This window comes from Vibrio xiamenensis (assembly GCF_900100015.1).
Classification (GTDB): Bacteria; Pseudomonadota; Gammaproteobacteria; order Enterobacterales; family Vibrionaceae; genus Vibrio; species Vibrio xiamenensis.
Genome location: NZ_FNDD01000001.1, coordinates 203,417 through 224,814 on the forward strand (window position 1 = coordinate 203,417; position 21,398 = coordinate 224,814).

Consider the following 21,398-nt stretch of genomic DNA (forward strand, 5'->3'; position numbering starts at 1 on the left):
AACCCCTGCGCGCTGCTTAACCTTTTGACACATTAGACCGCTGTTTTTGCTCCGGAAACGGCGGCCACTATGCTAACCTTGAGCTACTTTTGGCAAATGGACATTGGGCTACTGTGTTTACGGTTTATCACTCAAATCAAGTCGACATCCTCAAATCTCTGCTGGTGGAATTGATTCGTCTCAATCCATTGCAAAACCCGTTTGAAGCTGAGCAGATTCTGGTGCAAAGCCCGGGAATGTCACAGTGGCTAAAAATGGAGTTAGCCAAAGAGTTCGGCGTTGCCGCCAATATTGAGTTTCCGTTACCTGCCACCTTCATTTGGCAGATGTTTACTCAAGTTCTGCCCGATGTGCCAACCCGCAGCGCGTTTAACAAAGAGGCGATGACTTGGAAGTTGATGCAGGTGCTCCCTGATTTGCTGCCGCGTGCGGAATTTGCCCCTCTTGAGCGTTACCTCGCCGACGACAATCATAGTGCCAAGCTTTTTCAGTTAGCTGAGAAAATAGCGGATATTTTTGATGGCTATTTGGTGTATCGCCCGGAATGGATTGCCAGTTGGGAAAGTGGCCAGCCTGTCGCCGAGCTTGGTGATGAACATCCATGGCAGCCGATTTTATGGCAAGCGCTGTATGATCACACGGTCGCGCTTGGCCAGTCACCGTATCATCGCGCCAATTTGTACGAACACTTTATCGATGCGTTACAAAGCGGAATCGATCAAGCTGAGCATTTTCCTAAACGTTTGTTCGTGTTTGGTATTTCATCGCTGCCGCCACGTTATATGGACGCACTTAAAGCCATCGGCGAGCATGTTGATGTGCATCTAATGTTTACCAACCCATGCCGTTATTACTGGGGCGAGGTGCGCGACCGTAAATATTTGGCGCGCTTAGCCGCCAAACATCGCCAGCATTTGGTGTGGCAAAACAATCACTCTGAGTTTGATGGTCACAGCGAGCAGCTTAAAGGCAGTGTTGAAGATAACCTCAGTGATGAGCTGCACACCGATGTGGTAGGCAATAGCTTACTGGCGTCGATGGGCAAACTTGGACGCGACAACATGTATTTATTGTCGCAGTTGGAATCAAGCGAAATCGAAGCGTTTGTTGATATCGACCGCGACAGCCTGCTGCATCATCTGCAAGCCGATATTTTGGCGTTGGAAGAGCACCAAAACGATAATCAGCTGTTATCAAGTCAGCACAAACCGATGATCGCAGCGCCAGATCGCTCGTTAACTCTGCATGCTTGCCACTCGCCAATGCGAGAAGTGGAAGTGTTGCACGACCAATTGCTGGCGATGTTTGACCGTGACCCCGAGTTAAAGCCGCGTGACATCATCGTCATGGTGGCGGACATCAACGCTTATAGTCCAGCGATTCAGGCGGTGTTTGGTAATGCCCCGGGTGAACGTTTTATTCCTTATTCGATTTCCGATCGCAGCGCCGCGCAAGAAAGCCCGATTCTCAACGCTTTTCTTCAGTTGGTGGCACTGCCACAAAGCCGCTGCTTGGCATCAGAGTTACTGGAGCTGTTGGAAATTCCGGCGGTCATGAAACGCTTTGAACTGGATGACAGCGAGTTTTTACTGGCTAAGCAATGGGTTGAAGAGTCGGGGATTCGCTGGGGGCTGAATGAGCACACCGCCACCGAATTTGACCTGCCAGCCAACCGTCATAACACTTGGCAATTTGGTATTGAGCGCATGCTACTTGGCTACGCGATGCCAAATGATGCCGGGCTGTTTCAGCGCCAGCAAGGGGACTACATTGCCCCATATAACGAAGTGCAAGGGCTTGGCGCAGAGCTCGCTGGCAAGCTCGCCAGTTTCATCGATAAAGTGGCGTTTTATCACCGAGCGTTTGCCAACACTCAAGAAATTGAGCAATGGCGCGAGTTATTACTCGGATTGTTGGATGATTTCTTCGCTGTCGAACTTGAAGGTGAAATGGCACTGAAGTCGATTGTGGATACTCTGACTCAGCTAAAAGAGCAGCTTGATGATGCCGGTTTTAAGGCGCCGATTTCTCCAGAGATCATCACTCAGTATCTGCAAAATAAACTCTCCGGTACGCGAGTAAGTCAGCGTTTTCTCGCCGGACAAGTCAATTTTTGTACTCTGATGCCGATGCGCTCGATTCCGTTTAAAGTGGTTTGTCTGCTGGGAATGAACGATGGCGTCTATCCGCGTTCAATGCCGCCAGAAAGTTTTGATTTGATGACCGGACGCACTCGCCCTGGCGATCGCTCACGTCGAGATGATGACCGTTACCTGTTTTTGGAAGCGCTGCTCTCAGCGCAGCAGTCGCTCTACATCAGCTACGTGGGACGTTCGATTCAAGACAATACGCCGCGCGTACCGTCGGTGCTGGTGACTGAGCTGATGGAATACTGTCAGCAAAATTACTGCTTAGAAGGGGATGACGCTCTGGCAGTCGATGATTCCGGCCAGCGTCTTCTCGATGTGTTGACGACTCATCATGCGATGACGCCATTTAGCCCGAATGCGTTTCTCTTGCCGCAGCCGAGTTATGCGAAAGAGTGGTTGCCCGCTGCCAATCGCGCCGGCATGAAAAGTGGCGAATTTGCTCAGCCACTTGATGATTTTCTGCGTGATGTCAGCTTTCCTGTTGAGCTCGATTTGGTTGAACTACAGCGATTTTGGCGCTTGCCGGTGCAGTATTTCTTCAACCGCCGCTTGAAAGTGGTGTTTGAACCGCCACTTCCTGTGATGCAAGACGATGAGCCGTTTGCGCTGGGCGGATTAGAAAGTTACCAGCTACGCGATGGCCTGCTTGAGGCATTTTTGCACAGTCGCGATCACAGCCAAGAGGCCTTAGATGCCATTGCCAAAAACTATGTTGAACAGCAACGCGCCGAGGGTAAGTTGCCGTTTGGTGCGTTTGGCGAAATCGAATTTGCCGCTAACCAAGTGCAAACCCACGATTTACTGCAAGAACTCAGTTTTGTCACCGCGACGCCTCTGGATGATATCGATGTTAACCTGCAATTTGATTTCCTTAATGACAGTCAGCAGGGCGATGGCAAACCAGTGCAATTGGTCGGTTGGCTGACGCAACATTATCAATCCGGGTTGGTTCGCTATCGCACCGGTTCATTGCGGGCGCAAGATCTGTTGGCTGCATGGATTGATCATCTGTGTATGGCAGCGAGCGGAGTGCATAAACCGACGCACATGCTTGGCTATTCACGTAAAGAGGGTGTGGAACACTTTGTCTATCCGCCGCTCGGCAATACCCAGCAAGCCCACTCTTTACTCACTGAGTTGTTGCGTCTGTTTTTTGCTGGCATGACCACGCCGCTGGAATATTTTCCTAAAACCGCACTTGCATCGATTGATGCGGGCTTTAGTCGTGGCAAGTGGGTTGAGGATAAAGACAAATCGCTCAAGAAAATGGCGGAGACGTTTAACGACAGTTACCTATTCGCGGGTGAAGGAAACAACAGCTACATTCAGCGTATTTGGCCGAGTTGGGATGAACAGCTTGCCCAGCGGGTTCATTTACTTGCTGCTCAAGTATTGCAGACGCCGCGATTGGCGATGAAAACCGCTGAAGATTATGCACAAGGCGCTGGTGTGCAAAGTAGTCATGAGTCGTAAGGGAATGATGGCCGCCAGAAAATCATTATTGTGTGTAGGGCGTTTGCTGTGCGGCCATAGGTCAGAGGGACCATAATTCGGGGTTGGTGGTTGTTTGCCCACCGAAGATGCGGGGATAGTAAGGCCTTGCACCAAAATCGTCCGTGAGTCAGATCTCACTACTTGGTAAATTCAATCTCAGTACGTAATGAGTTATTCAATAATCAGATCTAACTCACAATACGTACAGTGTATCGCAACAAAAAGGTCTCAATGATATGACAGCTCAGGCTAAGCCTAGTGCCTTGAATATGATGACATTTCCACTTCACGGCGCACGTTTAATCGAAGCGTCGGCGGGAACGGGGAAAACCTTCACCATTGCCGGATTGTATCTGCGGCTGTTGCTTGGTCATGGTGCAGAGGGGCAGCGCCATGCTGTGCCACTCACGGTAGACCAAATTTTAGTGGTGACCTTTACTGAGGCGGCTACCGCCGAGCTTAGAGATCGCATTCGCGCGCGTATTCACGATGCGCGTTTAGCGTTTGCTCGCGGCGAAAGTCGCGATCCGGTGATTAAACCACTGCTTGAACAAGTGACCGATCACGCTCAAGCGGCTTCGATTCTGCTGCAAGCGGAACGGCAGATGGATGAAGCGGCGGTCTACACCATTCACGGTTTTTGTCAGCGCATGCTAACGCAAAATGCGTTTGAGTCAGGCAGCCGTTTTAACAACGAGTTTGTCACTGATGAAAGCCATCTTAAATCGCAAGTGGTGGCCGATTACTGGCGCCGTCATTTTTATCCGCTTGGCCTCAATTTAGCCGCAGAAGTCCGCCAAATATGGTCTTCGCCGCAGGCGCTGCTACAAGATATTGGCCGCTACTTAACCGGTGCGCCGCTGCATTTATCAACGCCAGCCTTGCAAACCTCTCTTGATCAGCAACATCAAGACAACCTCACTCAAATTCAAACCCTTAAAGACAGTTGGAAGCAGCACAGCAGTGATTTTCTGGCGCTGATTTCCCAGTCGAATGTCAATAAACGCAGCTACAGTAAAAAATCGCTGCCGAATTGGCTGGAAAGCGTTGATCTTTGGGCGCAAAGCGAAACCCGTGATTACCAAATTCCTGATGCGTTGCAAAAATTCGCCCAAAGTGTATTAAACGATAAAACGCCGAGCGGCGATGCGCCTACACATCCGGTATTTGAACAGATCGATCAATTTATCAATCAGCCAGTCTCGCTGAAAAATCCGTTGATGGCACATGCGATTGAAGAGTGTCGCGGTATGCTGGCGCGAGCTAAGCAGCAAAAGCAATGGCTATCGTTTGATGACCTGTTGTCGCAATTGTCCGCCGCCATCGATATGGATCAAGAGCAGCAATTAGTAAACCGAATTCGCGAGCTGTATCCGGTGGCGATGATCGACGAATTCCAAGACACCGATCCACTGCAATATTCGATTTTTAGCCGCGTGTATCTCGATTCGCCGCAGTCTGGTCTATTTATGATCGGCGACCCAAAGCAGGCGATTTACGCATTTCGCGGCGCGGATATTTTTACCTACATCAAAGCGCGTAATCAGGTGGTTGACCATTACACCTTGGACACCAACTGGCGTTCAAGTGCCGAGATGGTCGCGGCGGTGAACCAGGTATTCGAAAAGGCTGACAGCCCATTTATTTATGATGACGACATTCCTTTTCATCCTGTCAATGCGAGCCCCAATGCCGACCAGCGCTTTTGGATCATCGGTGACCAAAAGCAACCTGCGCTGACTTATTGGCTGCCCACTGACGTCGAAAAACCGCTTGGCAAAGGTGAATACACCACAGTGATGGCTCAAGCCACCGCTAGCCAAATTCAACACATTTTAACGTCCTCACTGCAAGGCAAGGCGCAGCTATGCAGTGGCGAAAAGCGTCAGCCCATTGAGGCTGGCGATATTGCTGTGCTGGTGCGTACCGGCAGTGAAGGGCGCATGGTGAAGCAGGCGCTTGCCGAGCAAGGCATTGCCAGCGTGTATTTGTCCAACCGAGACAGTGTGTTTTTAAGTCCGATCGCTCAGGATGTACAGCGCTTACTGCAAGCGGTGTTAACCCCAGAGCAAGATCGCGCCCTGCGTGCGTGTTTGGCTTCTGAACTGTTTGCTCTCAATGCTCAGCAGTTGGATGCGCTCAACAATGATGAAAACGCCTGGGAAAATGCGGTTGATGAGTTTAAAGAGTATCGCAAGCTGTGGGTAGCACGCGGCGTGCTACCTATGCTGCGCAGCGTGCTGAGCAAACGCCATATCGCCGAACGTTGGCTGGCCGAAGAGAGCGAGCGTCAACTGACCGACTTTATGCATCTTGGCGAATTATTGCAGCAAGCCAGTACCGAACTGGAAAGCGACCACGGTTTGCTGCGCTGGCTTGCCCAATCGCTAAGCGATGCACAAAACGGTTTAGGGGGTAGCGATGAGGAAATTCAGCGCCTTGAATCGGAGCGAAATTTGGTGCAAATCGTCACGATTCACAAATCTAAGGGCTTGGAATATGACTTGGTGTTTTTGCCGTTCGTATGCGCTTATCGCGAGGCGAGCGAAGCCAAATATTACGACCCAACGAGCGATCGAATTGTTTTGGATTTAGCGGCAGATTCCACCTCGTTACAACAAGCCGATAAAGAGCGTTTAGCCGAAGATTTGCGCTTGATTTATGTGGCGCTGACTCGCGCCGTTTATGGCTGTTATATCGGTTTAGCGCCGATTCGTTTGGGGCGCTCAAGTAAAGAACCCACTGGTGTGCATTTAAGTGCGATGGGCTATTTATTGCAAAACGGCCAGCAGGGGAGCATTGCGGATTTGGCGGCTTCGGTAAGTAAGCACACTGAAAAGCTTGACTGTGTTGACGAGGTTGAACCACCGACATTAAGCGATGAAAAATATCAGCCGCCAGTGGATTCACAACAGGCGCTCATCGCGAAAGAGCTCAGTAGCAGCATTGACCGTTTTTGGCGCATTACCAGTTACTCCGGTTTGATTAAACAAGGCCATCATAATGAGTATGATGCCAGCCTAGAAATTGGCGGCTTTGATATTGATTCTGCTGACGAGCATGGCGAGGCTGAGCTTGTTGAGCCGCAAAAAAGCATTTTTACTTTTCCTAAAGGCGCTCGTCCCGGCACTTTTTTACATACCGTGTTTGAGCAGGTCGAATTCACAGAGCCTGCCTCAAGCCCTGCCAACCGTGAAATCTTAATCAAATTGCTTGAGCAAGAGCAGTTAGAAGCCGACTGGCTCGCGGTTCTTGAAGCGTTAGTCGATACCGTGCTCAGCACGCCACTTGATGGTCAATCGCTATGTTTGAATCAAAAAGGGCCGCAAGACAAGTTGGTTGAAATGGAGTTTCTCCTGCCGATCCAAGTACTTACAAGTAGCGCGCTGAATCGCGTGGTGCAGCGTCATGATAGTTTATCGGCGAAAGCGGGTGACCTTGGTTTTCACACTGTGCAAGGGATGCTCAAAGGTTTCATCGACTTAGTTTTTGTTCATCAAGGCAAATATTACGTTCTGGATTGGAAGTCGAATCATCTTGGCGACGACGTTAAGCATTATCATGGCGAAGCGCTTAACGCGGCGATGGCTGAGCACCGTTACGATCTGCAGTACCAAATCTACGCGTTAGCCTTGCACCGTTTTCTGCGCAGCCGTTTGGCCGATTACGATTACCAGCGCCATTTCGGCGGTGTCTATTACCTGTTTTTGCGTGGTATTGATGGGCAAAGCGAGCACGGTATTTTTAACGCCAAACCGAGTGAGGCATTTTTAACGGAAATGGATAAGTTGATTGATGGCCAAGAAGTCGCGCCGCAAAGTAACGCCAATGGCCAAATGGAGCTGGGACTATGAGTGATTTTGGTTGGTCAAAATGCTTACAAACATTGGCTGATAAGGGCAATTTACGCCAACTCGATTACCAGTTTGCGCGTTGGATGCTTGAGCAGGGCGCGAGTGAACCGCTGGCGTTTATTGCCGCGCTATTGAGCTCTGAGCTTGGCAAAGGGCATATCTGTTTGCCACTGCATGATTCACAAGGGCAGGCTATCGATGCGGCGCAAAAGCTGGGGTTGTATGCTGATGCCGCGCTGGAATTACGCAGCGCCTGGCTGACACAGGATTGGCCAGCAGAGCTGCAACAGTCGCCATTAGTGTCGGCGGATGGTAACCAAGCGCTGCCTTTGGTGTTTGATGGTAACCGATTGTATTTAAATCGTTATTGGCATTATGAACTGCATCTTTCCGAGCGATTATTAAGCTTTGGGACACCTGTGAGCTTAAAGCCTACTGATGTCCAAAAGCTTTCAGAACTGCTCGACCATCTGTTTGCCCGCGACTACTCATTTCTGTTTAGCGCCCTTAAACAGGGCCAAGTTGATGGTAAGGATACTCAGGTTGTTCGCCAGCAAAAGGTGTGCGATATGCTCGATGTTGTTGCCAGTGATCAACTGGACTGGCAAGCGATTGATCAAGTGCTCACCAGCGCGCAGCGCGCCCAAGACTTAACGGCGCTTGAGCAACTTGTGCCTGCATCTGTTTGTGTTAACTGGCAAAAAGTGGCGGCCGCTATGGCGCTGACTCGACGTTTTGCGGTGATTTCTGGTGGGCCGGGGACAGGCAAAACCACCACGGTGGCGAAACTGCTGGCGGCGCTGGTGGAGCAGTCACGGCAAATGGGTGATACGCCAAGCATTAAGTTGGTGGCGCCAACGGGGAAAGCGGCAGCAAGGTTGACCGAATCGATTGGTAAAGCGGTGGAGTCGTTGCCAATCAGCCCTGAACTCAAGCAGCAAATTCCGACCGAATCGAGCACTTTACACCGCTTGTTGGGCGTGATTCCCGGCAGCGCAGAGTTTCGTCATCATCATTACAATCCGCTGCATTTGGATATTTTAGTGATTGACGAAGCCTCAATGGTGGATTTGTCGATGATGTATAAAGTGGTCGACGCGCTGCCTAAACACGGGCGCTTGATTCTGCTCGGTGATAAAGATCAGCTCTCCTCTGTAGAAGCGGGCGCGGTACTGGGTGACATTTGTTCGTTCCACGCCCTTGGCTATAGTGCAGAGCAAGGAGAACGTCTGGCTAAGCTGACCGGTTATCAAAGCTTAACTTACCAGCAAGGCGGCGCGAGTCATATCGCCGATAGCTTATGTGTGCTGCAAAAAAGTTATCGCTTTGACGCACGTTCGGGTATCGGCCAATTAGCCAAAGCGGTGAATGCCGGTGACGGTGCGAAAATTGATGCGGTCTATCAGCAAGACTTTAGTGATATCGAGCACTTCGCGCTCAATAGCCAGCATTACAATCAAATGATTCAAACTTTGGTGGGGGAGTATCGCCGCTATCTTGAATGCCTTAAGCCAGAACAATTACCAATTATTGGTGTAGACAATGGGCAGCTCGGTTTGGAAAACGCCGCTAAACAGGCGTTGAATCGGTTTAACCAGTGCCGTTTATTGTGCGCCATTCGTGAAGGGGATTTTGGTGTGAGCGGGCTAAATCTGCGCATCGAGAAAGCGCTTGCTGCGCGGCGTTTAATCCACACTCAAGATGAACTTTGGTATCACGGTAGACCCATTATGGTCACTCGTAATGATCATGGTCTGGGGTTGTACAACGGTGATATTGGCATTTGCATTCGCGAGCCCGGTGAGGGCGGCAGACTGAAAGTGTATTTCGAGCAGTCGGATGGTTCGATCAAGTCTGTGTTGCCAAGTCGAGTGCCAGAACATGAAACTGCATTTGCGATGACGATTCATAAATCACAAGGCAGTGAGTTTGATTTTACCTTGATGATTTTACCGCCGGACTTTACGCCGCTGGTGACGCGAGAGCTTATCTATACGGGCATTACTCGAGCGAAAAAACGCTTGGCGATTTATGCCGATATTCAGTTGATGAAGCGCGGAGTGAAAATTCGTACTGAGCGTGCCAGTGGATTGGTCGATAGACTAAGTTAAAATTACAGTGGCCAAAACGACCCACGGTCGGATTAACCGACCGTGTTGAATAAGCTGCTAAATGAGATTTTTTCGATGCTGTATTTGGTTTGATAGTTGAGAATGAAGCTTCTCAAAGTATCGGTAACCGGAAAAACACAGTGAACATGTTGCCCGTTTAAAAGTTCGTTATCAGCCATGTCCCAAAAACTTTGTATTGAATTACAAATAATGGTTTTCATTTATTCGTTGCTCTTAGTGATGTGTTATCGCTTAAAGCAATCCTTGCAGTTCTAGCCAACTCAACCTGAGTTTTTGCTCTATATTCCCTAGGAATCAGTCGCTTAGTTTATATGATCTAGATCACAAATAAAAGGTGATTTTTTAACCAAACTAACTTCCTGATTATGCAAGAGTATTAGTATTAATTTTAACCTTACACCTTTAGGGTGAGAATTTTCGATTTGCGTTGATAGTTGTACAAACTTTGTTTTTTCATCGGTAAACCGTCGACGCCAATCTCAGTAAAACCCTGTTCTCTAAACCAATGCAGGCTGTGAGTGGTGAGCACAAAAATACGGCCAATGCCTTGTACTTTCGACTGTTGCTTCATGTGATTAAGCAGCAGCACGCCACGGTCACCGTCACGATATTCGGGATGAATCGCAACACACGCCATTTCGGCCATGCTGTCTTCTTTGTAAGGATATAGCGCCGCGCAGCCAATAATTAAGCCGTCTTTCTCGATGATGGTGAATAGAGTGATTTCTTGCTCGAGCTGTTCACGGGAGCGGCGCACCAAAATACCTTGTTCTTCGAGGGGGCGAATCAGATCCAAAATCCCCCCGATATCATCGATCTCGGCTTGGCGCACTTGCTCGGCGCTGGCGGTCACGATTTGAGTACCGATACCATCAAAAGAGAACAGCTCCTGAATTAACGCGCCATCTTCCTTGTAGCTGACCAAGTGCCCACGTGACACGCCAGATAAGCAAGCGCTGGTGGCGGCGCGAATAAAGCGCACCGTACCGGATGATTGCTCAAGATCGCCATCATATTGAGACTCAAGCTTTTGTAGTACTTTTTCGGCTTCACGTGGGAATAGCTCCGCGACGACGTGGCCATCATCGTTCATGATCCCTTGCTCAGAACAAAAACCAATGATCTTGTCGGCTTTGAGTTTAATGGCGACTTGGGTTGCCACTTCTTCAGAGGTCAGATTGAACGACTCTCCGGTGACGGAACTGGCAATCGGACCGAGCAAAACAATCGAGCCGTGATCAAGCATGCTTTTGATGCCTTGGCTATCAATACGACGAATCTTACCGCTATGGCAATAGTCGATACCGTCATCCACACCAAGGGGTTGGGCAATCACAAAGTTACCACTGACGACATTGAGTTGAGTGCCCGCCATCGGTGTATTGTTGAGGCTCATCGACAGCTGTGCGGTAATGGCTAATTGCAACCTACCGGCTGCTTGCATGACAAAATTAAGTGCTTTTTCGTCAGTGATGCGAATGCCTTTATGGTATGGAGTTGAATAATTATGTTCTTCCAGTAGTTCATTTATCTGTGGTCGAGCACCGTGCACAACAACCAGTTTCACGCCTAAGCTATGAAGAAGAGACAGGTCGCTGATGATATTGGCAAAGTTGTTGTCGGCTACCGCTTCGCCGCCGAGCATGATGACCATAGTCTTGCCACGGTGAGCGTTGACGTATGGCGCGGATTGACGAAAGCCTTTGACCAGTGCAGTGCTTCTGATTTTCACAAGATAGATACCTAGTTGGTTGAATTTGTATGTATAAATGGTGCTATTTTATTCACCCGAGAGCAAGTTAAATTTGGAATTAGCACGCCAAATTGCTACTGCCGTTATTGTTGAGCACTTTTGTCCTAAGTAGATTTATTGACTGTATGAAAATAGAGACAACACTTAGGAAAGACTTAGTGAGTAAAGTAATAGCAGAAAATCAGGAAAATGAGGGCATGAGAAACCCGCAAAGAAAACGCGTTGAGCGCTTAGTGGTGGCAATTGCTGTCGTTGGTACCTTGGTTCTAATTTCTGTCTTTGGCAATATCACCGATAAGCTCAACGCACTACTCAATCCTAACTCTAGTGTTTACGGTGTGTGGGTTGAACAAAACGTGCCGTCATACTCTGCTGAGCGCATCTTATTGAATCAGTATGGGGTGACCATCAAAGGCCGAGTGGTTGCAACACATTTTCGATTTAATGGTAGCGAAATCAGCTATACCTTTGGCAATCGAACACTTCGTTACAAAATGAAAGACCATACCAACACAGAGATGAAACTGGTCTCTGAGCCTTATTATCAGCCTGTTTTTCAATTGTCAGAAAAACACAAAAATGGCGATGAATGATCCTTTGGTGATTGAGATTTGAAACAGAGTTTGTCATCCTGCAGCCAACTAAAATTGAGGATGATTCCTGTGTTCAAAAAATGCATTCCTTTCGCAACCTTAGCGTTATTATTTGGTTGCGCGCAGCCAACCGAACGTGCCCAACAATACCGAGATGGCGACTTCCAACAAATTTTGAATCCGGTGACGTCGATTGAATCGAACCAACCCCGCGATTACAGCACTTTTTACAATCAAGCCGAGCAAGTGATTGAAAACTCGCCTTCAATGGCGAGCATGTATCAACCTCTGTATCAAAAACTTAATGATTGGATTTTAGAAAGTGGCGATCCGCAAGAGCTAGAAAAATACGGCGTGCAAGCGGCGCAACTTGGTGGTGGTGACAGCAAAGGCAATGTGTTGTTTACCGGCTACTTTTCCCCTGTGATGGAGTTACGTCATACTGCTGATAGCCAGTTTAAGTACCCAGTGTATGCTAAACCGCAATGCGACCAAGATTGCCCGACACGCCAAGAAATCTATGACGGTGCTTTAACCGGCCAAGGACTAGAACTTGGCTATGCCGCTAACATGATTGACCCTTTTATTATGGAAGTGCAGGGCAGCGGTTTCGTCCATTATGAAGATGACACTCTGGAGTATTTCGCCTATTCGGGCAAAAACAACAAAGCGTATATCAGTATCGGTAAGGTGCTGATTGATCGCGGCGAAGTCGCGCGTGAAGATATGTCGCTTAAAGCGATCAAAGAGTGGGTTCTGGCTCATGATGAGCAAACGGTAAAAGAACTGCTTGAGCAAAACCCATCGTTTGTGTTCTTTGAGCCGCGCGCAGCCGCGCCGGTGACTGGCACGGCGGGTATTCCACTTTTGCCAATGGCATCGGTGGCGGGCGATAGAAGCGTATTTCCAATGGGAACCCCGATTCTTGCCGAAGTACCGCTACTGAACGCCGATGGCACTTGGAGCGGCGCGCACCAACTGCGTTTGCTTATCGTGCTCGATACTGGCGGTGCGGTGAAACAAAATCACCTCGATCTTTACCATGGTATGGGGCCGCGTGCTGGTACTGATGCAGGCCACTATAAGCATTTTGGCCGAGTGTGGAAGTTGGGCCTAGAAAATTCACCAACCCAAGCGCCTTGGGCAATGCCGCCAGAAAAGAAACAGTAGCCTGGCTTGGCAAAACCTAGACATTTTCCCCAAGAGTGCGTATAAATCGCACTCTTTGTTTTTGTACCGATTGGACATCATTATGCGTGAACTTGAGACTCCAGCTTCTGACAGCTATAACCAGCGTTTTGGCGGCACTCGCCGTTTGTATGGTGATCAGCAGGTCGAGATTCTTCGCGCAGCTCATGTATGTGTGATCGGTATTGGTGGTGTTGGCTCTTGGGCGGTGGAAGCTCTGGCGCGCAGCGGTATCGGTGAACTGACCTTGATCGATATGGACGACGTGTGCGTCACCAATATCAATCGTCAGATCCATGCGATGAGCGGCAGTGTTGGCCAGAGTAAAATTGAAGTCATGGCGGAGCGCATCCGTCTGATTAACCCAGAGTGTAAAGTCAATTTGATTGACGACTTCATTACCCCTGACAATCAGCACGAATATTTGTCGAAACAGTATGATTATGTGCTGGATGCGATTGACAGCGTGCGCGCGAAAGCTTCGTTGTTGGCCTACTGTCGCAGTAACAAAATCAAAGTTATTACTACTGGTGGGGCAGGTGGTCAAACCGACCCGACGCAAATTAAAATCGCCGATCTGACCAAAACTATCCAAGACCCGCTGGCCAAGAAAATCAAAGACACTTTGCGTCGTCACCATAATTTTCCAACCAATCCGCAGCGTAAGTTTGGCATTGACTGCGTGTTTTCGACCGAGCAGCTTAAATATCCGCAAGCGGATGGTAGTGTGTGCGGCGTAAAAGCCACCGCTGAAGGACCAAAACGCATGGATTGTGCCAGCGGTTTTGGCGCCGCTACTGTCGTGACCGCGACATTTGGTTTTGTCGCCGTTTCCCGTATCATTGAAAAATTGATTCAAAAACACACCAAAGCTTAATTTATGAGTTCATTGCCAAGTTCTCCGTTTGGTCAGCAGATTGGTGCTGACGATGTGATTGCCACCATGCAGCCATTGGCTGGTTGGGAAGCGCGTTATCGCCAAGTCATCATGTGGGGTAAGCAATTGCCGAACATGCCAAACGAGTTAAAAAGCGATCAAGTCTCGGTTGCGGGTTGTGAAAGCAGTGTTTGGTTAGTGAGTGAATGTGTCGATGGGCAGTGGTTCTTTTGCGCAGATTCTGATGCGCGTATCGTACGCGGGCTGATTGCATTGGTGATGGCCGCGTTCAATGGAAAAACCGCCGAGCAAATTCAGCACTTTGATATCGACACTTACTTTGATCAACTGGGGTTAATTACGCATTTAAGCCCATCGCGCGGTAATGGCTTAAAAGCCATTGTCGAGCAAATCAAACAGCAAACCGCCTAGACTTGAAGCGCGCTTATTATTGCGCTTTACAGAGAATTTTTACTGTATAAACTTTAATCACTGCGTTTTTAATGCCTTAGTAATTACAGGGTGTTACACCTCTTGTTGTCACTGAGTAAAGGCTGTACAATTCGCGCCCTTAATTATTGTTCCGTCATTTGTGAGGTTTCATGACCACTGAGAAAATCAATCTACTCGATTTTGATCGCAAGGGGTTGCGTGAGTTTTTCGCTGAAGAGCTGGGTGAAAAAGCGTTTCGTGCCGATCAAGTCATGAAGTGGATCTACCATTTCGGTGTTGATGATTTCGAGAAAATGACCAACATCAATAAGAAGTTGCAAGCTAAGCTGATCGAACGCTGTGAAGTGAAAGCGCCGTTTGTCTCTGAAGCGCAGCATTCGTCTGATGGCACCATCAAATGGGCGATGCGTGTTGGCGATCAAGACGTGGAAACCGTCTACATTCCTGAAGATGACCGCGCGACCTTGTGTATTTCATCGCAAGTCGGCTGTGCGCTGGAATGTAAGTTCTGCTCAACCGCTCAGCAAGGCTTTAACCGTAACTTAAAAGTTTCAGAGATCATCGGCCAGTTGTGGCGCGCTGCTCGCGAAATCGGGCTTGAGAAAGAGACCGGTCGCCGTCCAATTACTAATGTCGTAATGATGGGTATGGGCGAGCCGCTGTTGAACATGAAAAACTTGCTCCCAGCACTGGAATTAATGCTTGATGACAACGCGTTTGGTTTATCAAAACGCCGCGTGACGGTTTCTACCTCAGGCGTGGTTTCTGGTCTTGACCAAATGACTGGCAAGATTGATGTCGCATTGGCGATTTCTTTACACGCGCCAAACGACAAGTTGCGTAGCGAAATCATGCCGATTAATGACCGTTGGGATATCGAAGACTTTCTTGCTTCAGTGCGTCGTTATATCGCCTCCTCCAATGCCAACCGCGGCAAAGTTACTGTCGAATATGTGCTGCTTGATCATGTTAACGATGACATGGACCACGCACGCGAATTGGCTCAGTTGATGAAAGACACGCCGTGTAAAATCAACTTGATTCCATTTAACCCATATCCAGGTTCGCCATATAAAAAGCCGAGCAATTCTCGCATCGACCGTTTCCAAAAGACGCTCATGCAACTGGGTCATACCGTCACGGTACGTAAGACCCGTGGGGATGATATTGATGCGGCTTGTGGTCAACTTGTGGGTGATGTTATCGACCGTACCAAACGTACAAAAATGCTCGCTGCTGCCAAAGGGGAAGCTATCCCGGTCAAAGCGATGCAGTAAGACCTGATTCATAAGGCCGAAGTAATAACTTCGGCTTTTTTATTTGCAAGACGACAGGTTGAGGTCACTCGTTTGTTAATTTTGGGAAAAAGCTTGACCCGTCTGCGATTTCTAAAGCTTCGTCGTGTTGTGTATTGACTAATATCTATTAGAATGTTGAATTAACTAATTGATTTATCCTATTTGAGACGATTTCATCAAAATAGGCAGATCTTTATGATTCAATTTCCAAACATTACGCCTGAATGAGTGTCACTACTAAATGAACAAAAACAAAAGTGGCATTAGGTTTGGCTACAAATTAAAGAGATATCACTCCTTATGAGTATTGAAAACGAACTAGAACAGAACGAAACCTCTCCATTACTGCAGCCAGGTACACTTTTAAAACAAAAACGTGAACAATTAGGACTTAGCCAAAAACAAATTGCAGACAGACTTCGCCTGCGTTTAGCCATCATTCAAAATATTGAAGACAATAATTTTGAAGATGGTCAAGTTGCAACTTTTACTCGTGGTTATTTACGCTCGTATGCGAAAGCGGTCGGTTTAAATGAAACTGAGGTGTTGGGGGCATTGGATGTGAGCGGTGGTGTTAAGCCGCAAGATCATGAAATGCAGAGCTTTTCTCGCAAAACGAATAAAGAAAAGCACGACAGTCGCATCATGCTACTCACTTGGGGGATTTTTGCCATTATTATTGGTATCTCCTCGGTATGGTGGTGGCAAAACCAAAAGAATGACGATTTAGCGGCTGAGAAACTCAATAGCGCAGCGCAAACTCAAACGCCAGCAAGCGCTGCAGGCGAAGAGTCACCAACCACGACCGATTTCACCTCTCTTGAAGCATTGGAAGATGCCGAAGATCAACAGATCGAAACGCAAGCCTCTGCAGCAGAAGATTCAACCGAAGAACCAGCAGCAGATGCTGAACAGCCAGCAGACGAAGTCGCAGAAATTCAAGAGCCTACAGAGCCTGAAGCGGCTGAACCAGCAACCCCTGCGGTGGCAGAAAATCACCTCGTGATGTCGTTTGACGCCGATTGCTGGATTCAAGTCAAAGACGCTTCAGGTAAAACTTTAGCGACAGGCGTAAAAAAAGCCGGTCAAAGTGTAGAATTGCTAGGCACTAAGCCGTATCGTGTCGTTTTAGGCGCTCCAGAAAACGTCTCCATGACATTAGCAAGTGAACCTGTTGACCTTTCTGGGTATACTTCCGGCAAAGTAGCTAGATTCACCTTACCTTAGAAAAGACTATGCAACACGAATCCCCGATTAAACGTCGTCCATCTAAACGTATTTATGTGGGCGACGTTCCTATTGGTGATGGCGCACCGATTGCGGTGCAGTCCATGACCAATACGCGTACAACCGATGTTGAAGCGACGGTTGCGCAAATTCGATCTCTTGAAAACGTGGGCGCTGATATCGTCCGCGTTTCCGTTCCTACCATGGAAGCGGCAGAAGCGTTCAAACTTATCAAACAGCAAGTCAAAGTACCGCTGGTTGCAGATATTCACTTTGACTACCGTATCGCACTGAAAGTGGCGGAGTACGGTGTTGACTGTCTACGCATCAACCCTGGCAATATCGGTAAAGAAGACCGAATTCGCGCGGTGGTCGATTGCGCACGTGATAAAAATATTCCTATTCGTATTGGCGTAAACGGCGGTTCATTGGAAAAAGACATCCAGATGAAATACGGCGAACCGACGCCAGAAGCTCTCGTTGAATCGGCAATGCGTCACGTGGATATTCTTGATCGCCTGAACTTTGATCAGTTTAAAGTCAGCGTTAAAGCATCAGATGTCTTCCTTGCGGTTGACTCTTACCGCTTGCTCGCCAAACAGATTGATCAGCCTCTCCACCTTGGGATCACCGAAGCGGGTGGTGCTCGAGCTGGTGCGGTCAAGTCATCCGTTGGTTTAGGCATGTTGCTGGCAGAGGGAATTGGCGATACGCTACGCATCTCTTTGGCGGCCAACCCTGTTGAAGAGATCAAAGTCGGTTTTGATATCTTGAAATCACTGCGTATTCGCTCACGAGGCATTAACTTTATCGCGTGCCCAAGCTGTTCACGCCAAGAATTTGATGTGATTGGTACCGTAAATGCACTCGAGCAGCGGCTTGAAGATATTTTGACGCCGATGGATGTGTCGATCATTGGCTGCGTAGTTAATGGCCCTGGTGAAGCGGAAGTGTCGCATCTTGGCCTGGCTGGTAGCGCTAAGAAAAGTGCTTTTTACGAAGATGGCAAACGCCAAAAAGAGCGTTTCGATAACAATGATTTGATCGACCAACTCGAAGCAAAAATTCGAGCCAAAGCAGCGATGATGGACGACAATAACCGTATCAACATCGATGTTAAAGACTAATTCATCTCAACCAGAATTTCGGTAAGTATTGTGGCAAAAACTATTCAAGCAATTCGAGGCATGAACGACTGCCTCCCAACTCAATCTCCGCTTTGGCAGAAGCTAGAGAACACAGCTAAAAATGTAATCAGCGCATACGGTTACAATGAAGTGCGTATGCCAATCGTTGAGATGACTCATCTATTTAGCCGTGCGATTGGTGAAGTGACCGATGTGGTTGAGAAAGAGATGTATACTTTTGAAGACCGCAACGGCGACAGCCTAACATTGCGCCCTGAAGGCACCGCAGGCTGCGTGCGTTCAGGAATTGAAAACGGTCTGTTGTACAACCAAGAACAGCGCCTGTGGTACATGGGTCCAATGTTCCGTCATGAGCGTCCACAAAAAGGTCGTTATCGTCAGTTCCATCAGTGTGGTGTTGAGGTGTTTGGCCTTGACGGTCCGGATGTTGACGCTGAACTTATCATGATGACCGCTCGTCTATGGCGTGAACTGGGTATTGATAAACACGTTCGTTTAGAACTCAATTCGATCGGTTCGCTTGAAGCGCGTCAAAATTATCGTACCGCTTTAATTGCGTTCCTTGAGCAACATATGGATGTTCTTGACGAAGACAGCAAACGCCGTATGCACACCAACCCGTTGCGTGTTTTGGATAGCAAAAACCCAGATGTTCAAGCGATTCTGGGTGATGCGCCGCGTCTATCTGATTACTTAGACGATGAATCTAAACAACATTTTACCGGTTTGTGTGAACTTCTTAGCGCTGCAGGTATCGAATACACAGTAAATGAACGCTTGGTACGTGGACTCGATTACTATAACCGCACTGTTTTTGAATGGATTACTGAAAGCCTAGGTGCGCAAGGTACCGTGTGTGGTGGTGGCCGTTACGATGGGCTGGTTGAACAGCTTGGCGGTAAGGCAACACCAGCGGTCGGTTTTGCAATGGGATTAGAGCGTTTGGTTCTCATGCTTGAAACTTTAGAGCTAAACGAGGTTCGTCGTAGCGTTGATGTCTACGTTGTGACAGCCGGAGAAGGTACAATGATGGCTGGTATGAAACTGGCCGAACAGTTGCGCGAACAAGTTCCTGGTCTTCGAGTGATGAATCACTTCGGCGGCGGTAACTTTAAAAAACAATTCAAGCGCGCCGACAAAGTCGGAGCGGCTGTGGCTCTTGTTTTGGGTGAAAATGAAGTTGCTGAAAGCACTGTCGTGGTTAAAGACCTCGCTGGTGGTGAGCAAACGACATACCCACAAAGTGAAGTAGCAGCGAAACTCGCAGAACTGATTTAAGTTCAAAAACCAAATATTAAATGGTGATGTTGACGTCACCATTTTTTTAGAATTTAAGAGGACAGGAAGTGGAACTCTACGATACCGAAGAACAGCAAGTCGAACAGATTAAAGAATGGTTTAAAGAGAACGGTAAACCCGTTGTTGCAGGCTTAGTAATTTGTTTGGGCGGCATTTTTGGCTGGCGTTTCTACCAAGATTCTGTAATTGAAGCACAAGAAGCTGCGTCAAAAGCTTATACAGCGACTATGACGTCTCTTCAAAATCAAGGCGCAGATGCGCAATCGGCTGTACAAAGCTTTATTGATGCGAACAAAGATACCGAATACTCGGTATTGGCTGCATTACAACTAGCAAAAGTTCAAGTCGAAGCGGGTCAACTTGACCAAGCCATCGAGCAACTTTCAGGGGCTAAAGGCGCAACCAAAGATGATGCGTTGTCGACCGTGATTAATTATCGTCTCGCTCGTTTGCACGCTGAAAAGCAAGATTATCAAGTTGCCCTTGATACGCTTAAATCCATTACAGATGAATCATGGCAAGGCCGTGTAGCAGAACTTCGTGGTGACATCTTACTTCGCCAAGGCGACAAAGATGCGGCATATATCGCCTACACTGAAGCTCAGCAAGATAAAGACGCGAGCCAAGCTCTTCAAATGAAACTGGATGATTTAGCCAAATAAAAAGGCATAATTGAATGAATAAATTGCTTCGTCGGGCTCTGATTTCGGCTGTTGTTGTGGGTGCGCTTGCTGGCTGTGCTAGTGAAGAAGACACCGTTGTAATGGCCCCAGTGCCGACAGTCACCAATCAATTTACACCTGAAAAGTTATGGACAACCTCTATCGCAGATGGTGTTGGCCGTTATTTTTCAAAGCTAAAACCTGCTTACGCTTACGATAAAGTGTTTGTTGCAAGTCGCAGCGGCCTTGTGAAAGCATTAAATCCTGAAGATGGTAAAACCGTTTGGCAACGTGACCTTGAACAAGATGTTCCTGCACGTTTGTCTGGTGGTATCACTCCTGGCTATAACAAGATCTTTATCGGTAGCGAAAACGGTCAAGTTGTTGCGTTAGATGCAGAGTCAGGTGAAGTCTCTTGGACCACGAATGTTGAAGGTGAGGTGCTAGCTGCGCCAACCACAGACAGCAATCTGGTTATCGTGAATACCAGTCGTGGTATGTTGGTTGCCCTTGACCAAGCAACGGGTCAGCAAAAATGGACCATCAGTACCGAAGTTCCGAATTTGACGCTACGTGGTGACAGCCAACCGGTTGCTGCTGGTGGTGGTGTGTTCTGGGGCACGGCCAATGGACGTTTAGCTGCCGCTGTTGTCGATAAAGGTCAACTGATTTGGCAACAGCCAATCGGCTCACCAAAAGGCGCAACTGAGATTGATCGCTTGGTCGATGTGGATGCCACTCCGCTTGTTATGGGGCCAATCCTTTACATCACGGGTTATAACGGTCAATTAACGGCGATCGATTTACGTTCAGGCAAGCCTGCATGGAAACGCCAATACTCTTCAGCAAACGATCTGGCGACAGATGGCAGTCGCATCTTTGTTGTGACCCAAAACGATCATCTCGCCGCTGTAGACGCTCGTAGTGGTACTGAGATTTGGACCAACGATAAGCTGGAAAACCGCTTACTGACTGCACCAACCATCATCGATGGTTACTTGGTTGTCGGTGATAGCGAAGGTTTCTTGCACTGGTTAGAGCGCGATACTGGTGAGTTTGTCTCGCAACAATTGGTTGATGACAGCGGTTTTGCAGTCGCACCAATTGAGGTCGACGGTGGTTACGTTTTGGTAACTCGCGATGGCGAAGTAAAGAAACTAACGATCCACAAATAATAACGTGATACAATTCTCATTCGGCTCCTGGTTGGTAACAGCTAGGAGCCGTTTTATTGAGTCAAATTTAAGTCATGTGGTTATAGGTAAAGACA

At 48.2% G+C, this 21,398-nt stretch carries 15 protein-coding genes; 13 read left to right on the forward strand and 2 right to left on the reverse strand.

Annotation, left to right across the window (positions count from 1 at the left end):
• Positions 1 to 113 precede the first annotated feature (113 nt).
• The 3 genes from recC (at position 114) to recD (ending at position 9,609) form a co-directional block, all read left to right on the forward strand.
• Positions 114 to 3,623 (forward strand): exodeoxyribonuclease V subunit gamma, encoded by a 3,510-nt coding sequence (recC, locus tag BLS03_RS00915; protein ID WP_093268396.1) that lies wholly within the window; start codon positions 114 to 116, stop codon positions 3,621 to 3,623.
• A gap of 257 nt (positions 3,624 to 3,880) precedes the next feature.
• Entirely contained in the window at positions 3,881 to 7,498 is a 3,618-nt protein-coding gene (recB, locus tag BLS03_RS00920; RefSeq protein ID WP_093268398.1) for an exodeoxyribonuclease V subunit beta, read from the forward strand.
• On the forward strand, positions 7,495 to 9,609 hold the full coding sequence (recD, locus tag BLS03_RS00925) for an exodeoxyribonuclease V subunit alpha (protein ID WP_093268400.1): 2,115 nt from the start codon (positions 7,495 to 7,497) through the stop codon (positions 9,607 to 9,609). Before recB ends, recD begins: the two co-directional genes overlap by 4 nt.
• Positions 9,610 to 9,641: 32 nt before the next feature.
• Here recD and BLS03_RS25865 read toward each other — a convergent pair whose 3' ends face one another.
• Together BLS03_RS25865 and argA are read right to left on the reverse strand one after the other, a co-directional pair.
• Positions 9,642 to 9,830 carry a hypothetical protein gene (locus tag BLS03_RS25865; RefSeq protein ID WP_093268403.1) on the reverse strand — a complete coding sequence of 63 codons (189 nt, stop codon included), beginning with the start codon at positions 9,828 to 9,830 and terminating at the stop codon, positions 9,642 to 9,644.
• A 194-nt stretch (positions 9,831 to 10,024) separates the two neighbouring features.
• Entirely contained in the window at positions 10,025 to 11,362 is a 1,338-nt protein-coding gene (gene argA, locus BLS03_RS00935; protein WP_093268406.1) for an amino-acid N-acetyltransferase, read from the reverse strand.
• A 179-nt stretch (positions 11,363 to 11,541) separates the two neighbouring features.
• Between argA and BLS03_RS00940 the strand changes: the two genes are divergently transcribed.
• From BLS03_RS00940 to bamB, 10 genes are all read left to right on the forward strand, one after another.
• Complete coding sequence (locus BLS03_RS00940; protein WP_245696517.1) at positions 11,542 to 11,976, forward strand: DUF2850 domain-containing protein; 435 nt, start codon at positions 11,542 to 11,544, stop codon at positions 11,974 to 11,976.
• A gap of 60 nt (positions 11,977 to 12,036) precedes the next feature.
• The gene (gene mltA, locus BLS03_RS00945; RefSeq protein ID WP_425445087.1) at positions 12,037 to 13,146 is read left to right on the forward strand and encodes a murein transglycosylase A; all 1,110 of its coding nucleotides are present in this window, start codon (positions 12,037 to 12,039) and stop codon (positions 13,144 to 13,146) included.
• Positions 13,147 to 13,228: 82 nt separating this feature from the next.
• Complete coding sequence (gene tcdA, locus BLS03_RS00950; protein WP_093268411.1) at positions 13,229 to 14,041, forward strand: tRNA cyclic N6-threonylcarbamoyladenosine(37) synthase TcdA; 813 nt, start codon at positions 13,229 to 13,231, stop codon at positions 14,039 to 14,041.
• A gap of 3 nt (positions 14,042 to 14,044) precedes the next feature.
• Positions 14,045 to 14,473, forward strand: a complete 429-nt coding sequence (gene csdE, locus BLS03_RS00955; RefSeq protein ID WP_093268413.1) for a cysteine desulfurase sulfur acceptor subunit CsdE — start codon at positions 14,045 to 14,047, stop codon at positions 14,471 to 14,473.
• Positions 14,474 to 14,643: 170 nt separating this feature from the next.
• Positions 14,644 to 15,771, forward strand: coding sequence for a dual-specificity RNA methyltransferase RlmN (rlmN, locus tag BLS03_RS00960; protein WP_093268416.1), 1,128 nt, complete (start codon positions 14,644 to 14,646; stop codon positions 15,769 to 15,771).
• 321 nt (positions 15,772 to 16,092) lie between these two features.
• On the forward strand, positions 16,093 to 17,019 hold the full coding sequence (locus BLS03_RS00965; RefSeq protein WP_093268419.1) for a RodZ domain-containing protein: 927 nt from the start codon (positions 16,093 to 16,095) through the stop codon (positions 17,017 to 17,019).
• Between the two features lie 8 nt (positions 17,020 to 17,027).
• Positions 17,028 to 18,146, forward strand: coding sequence for a flavodoxin-dependent (E)-4-hydroxy-3-methylbut-2-enyl-diphosphate synthase (gene ispG, locus BLS03_RS00970; RefSeq protein WP_093268421.1), 1,119 nt, complete (start codon positions 17,028 to 17,030; stop codon positions 18,144 to 18,146).
• A gap of 30 nt (positions 18,147 to 18,176) precedes the next feature.
• A complete protein-coding gene (gene hisS, locus BLS03_RS00975) occupies positions 18,177 to 19,445 on the forward strand; it encodes a histidine--tRNA ligase (protein ID WP_093268424.1) in 1,269 nt (422 codons plus the stop codon).
• A 68-nt stretch (positions 19,446 to 19,513) separates the two neighbouring features.
• Positions 19,514 to 20,128, forward strand: coding sequence for a YfgM family protein (locus tag BLS03_RS00980; protein ID WP_093268426.1), 615 nt, complete (start codon positions 19,514 to 19,516; stop codon positions 20,126 to 20,128).
• Between the two features lie 14 nt (positions 20,129 to 20,142).
• Positions 20,143 to 21,303 carry an outer membrane protein assembly factor BamB gene (gene bamB, locus BLS03_RS00985; protein WP_093268428.1) on the forward strand — a complete coding sequence of 387 codons (1,161 nt, stop codon included), beginning with the start codon at positions 20,143 to 20,145 and terminating at the stop codon, positions 21,301 to 21,303.
• Positions 21,304 to 21,398 lie beyond the last annotated feature (95 nt).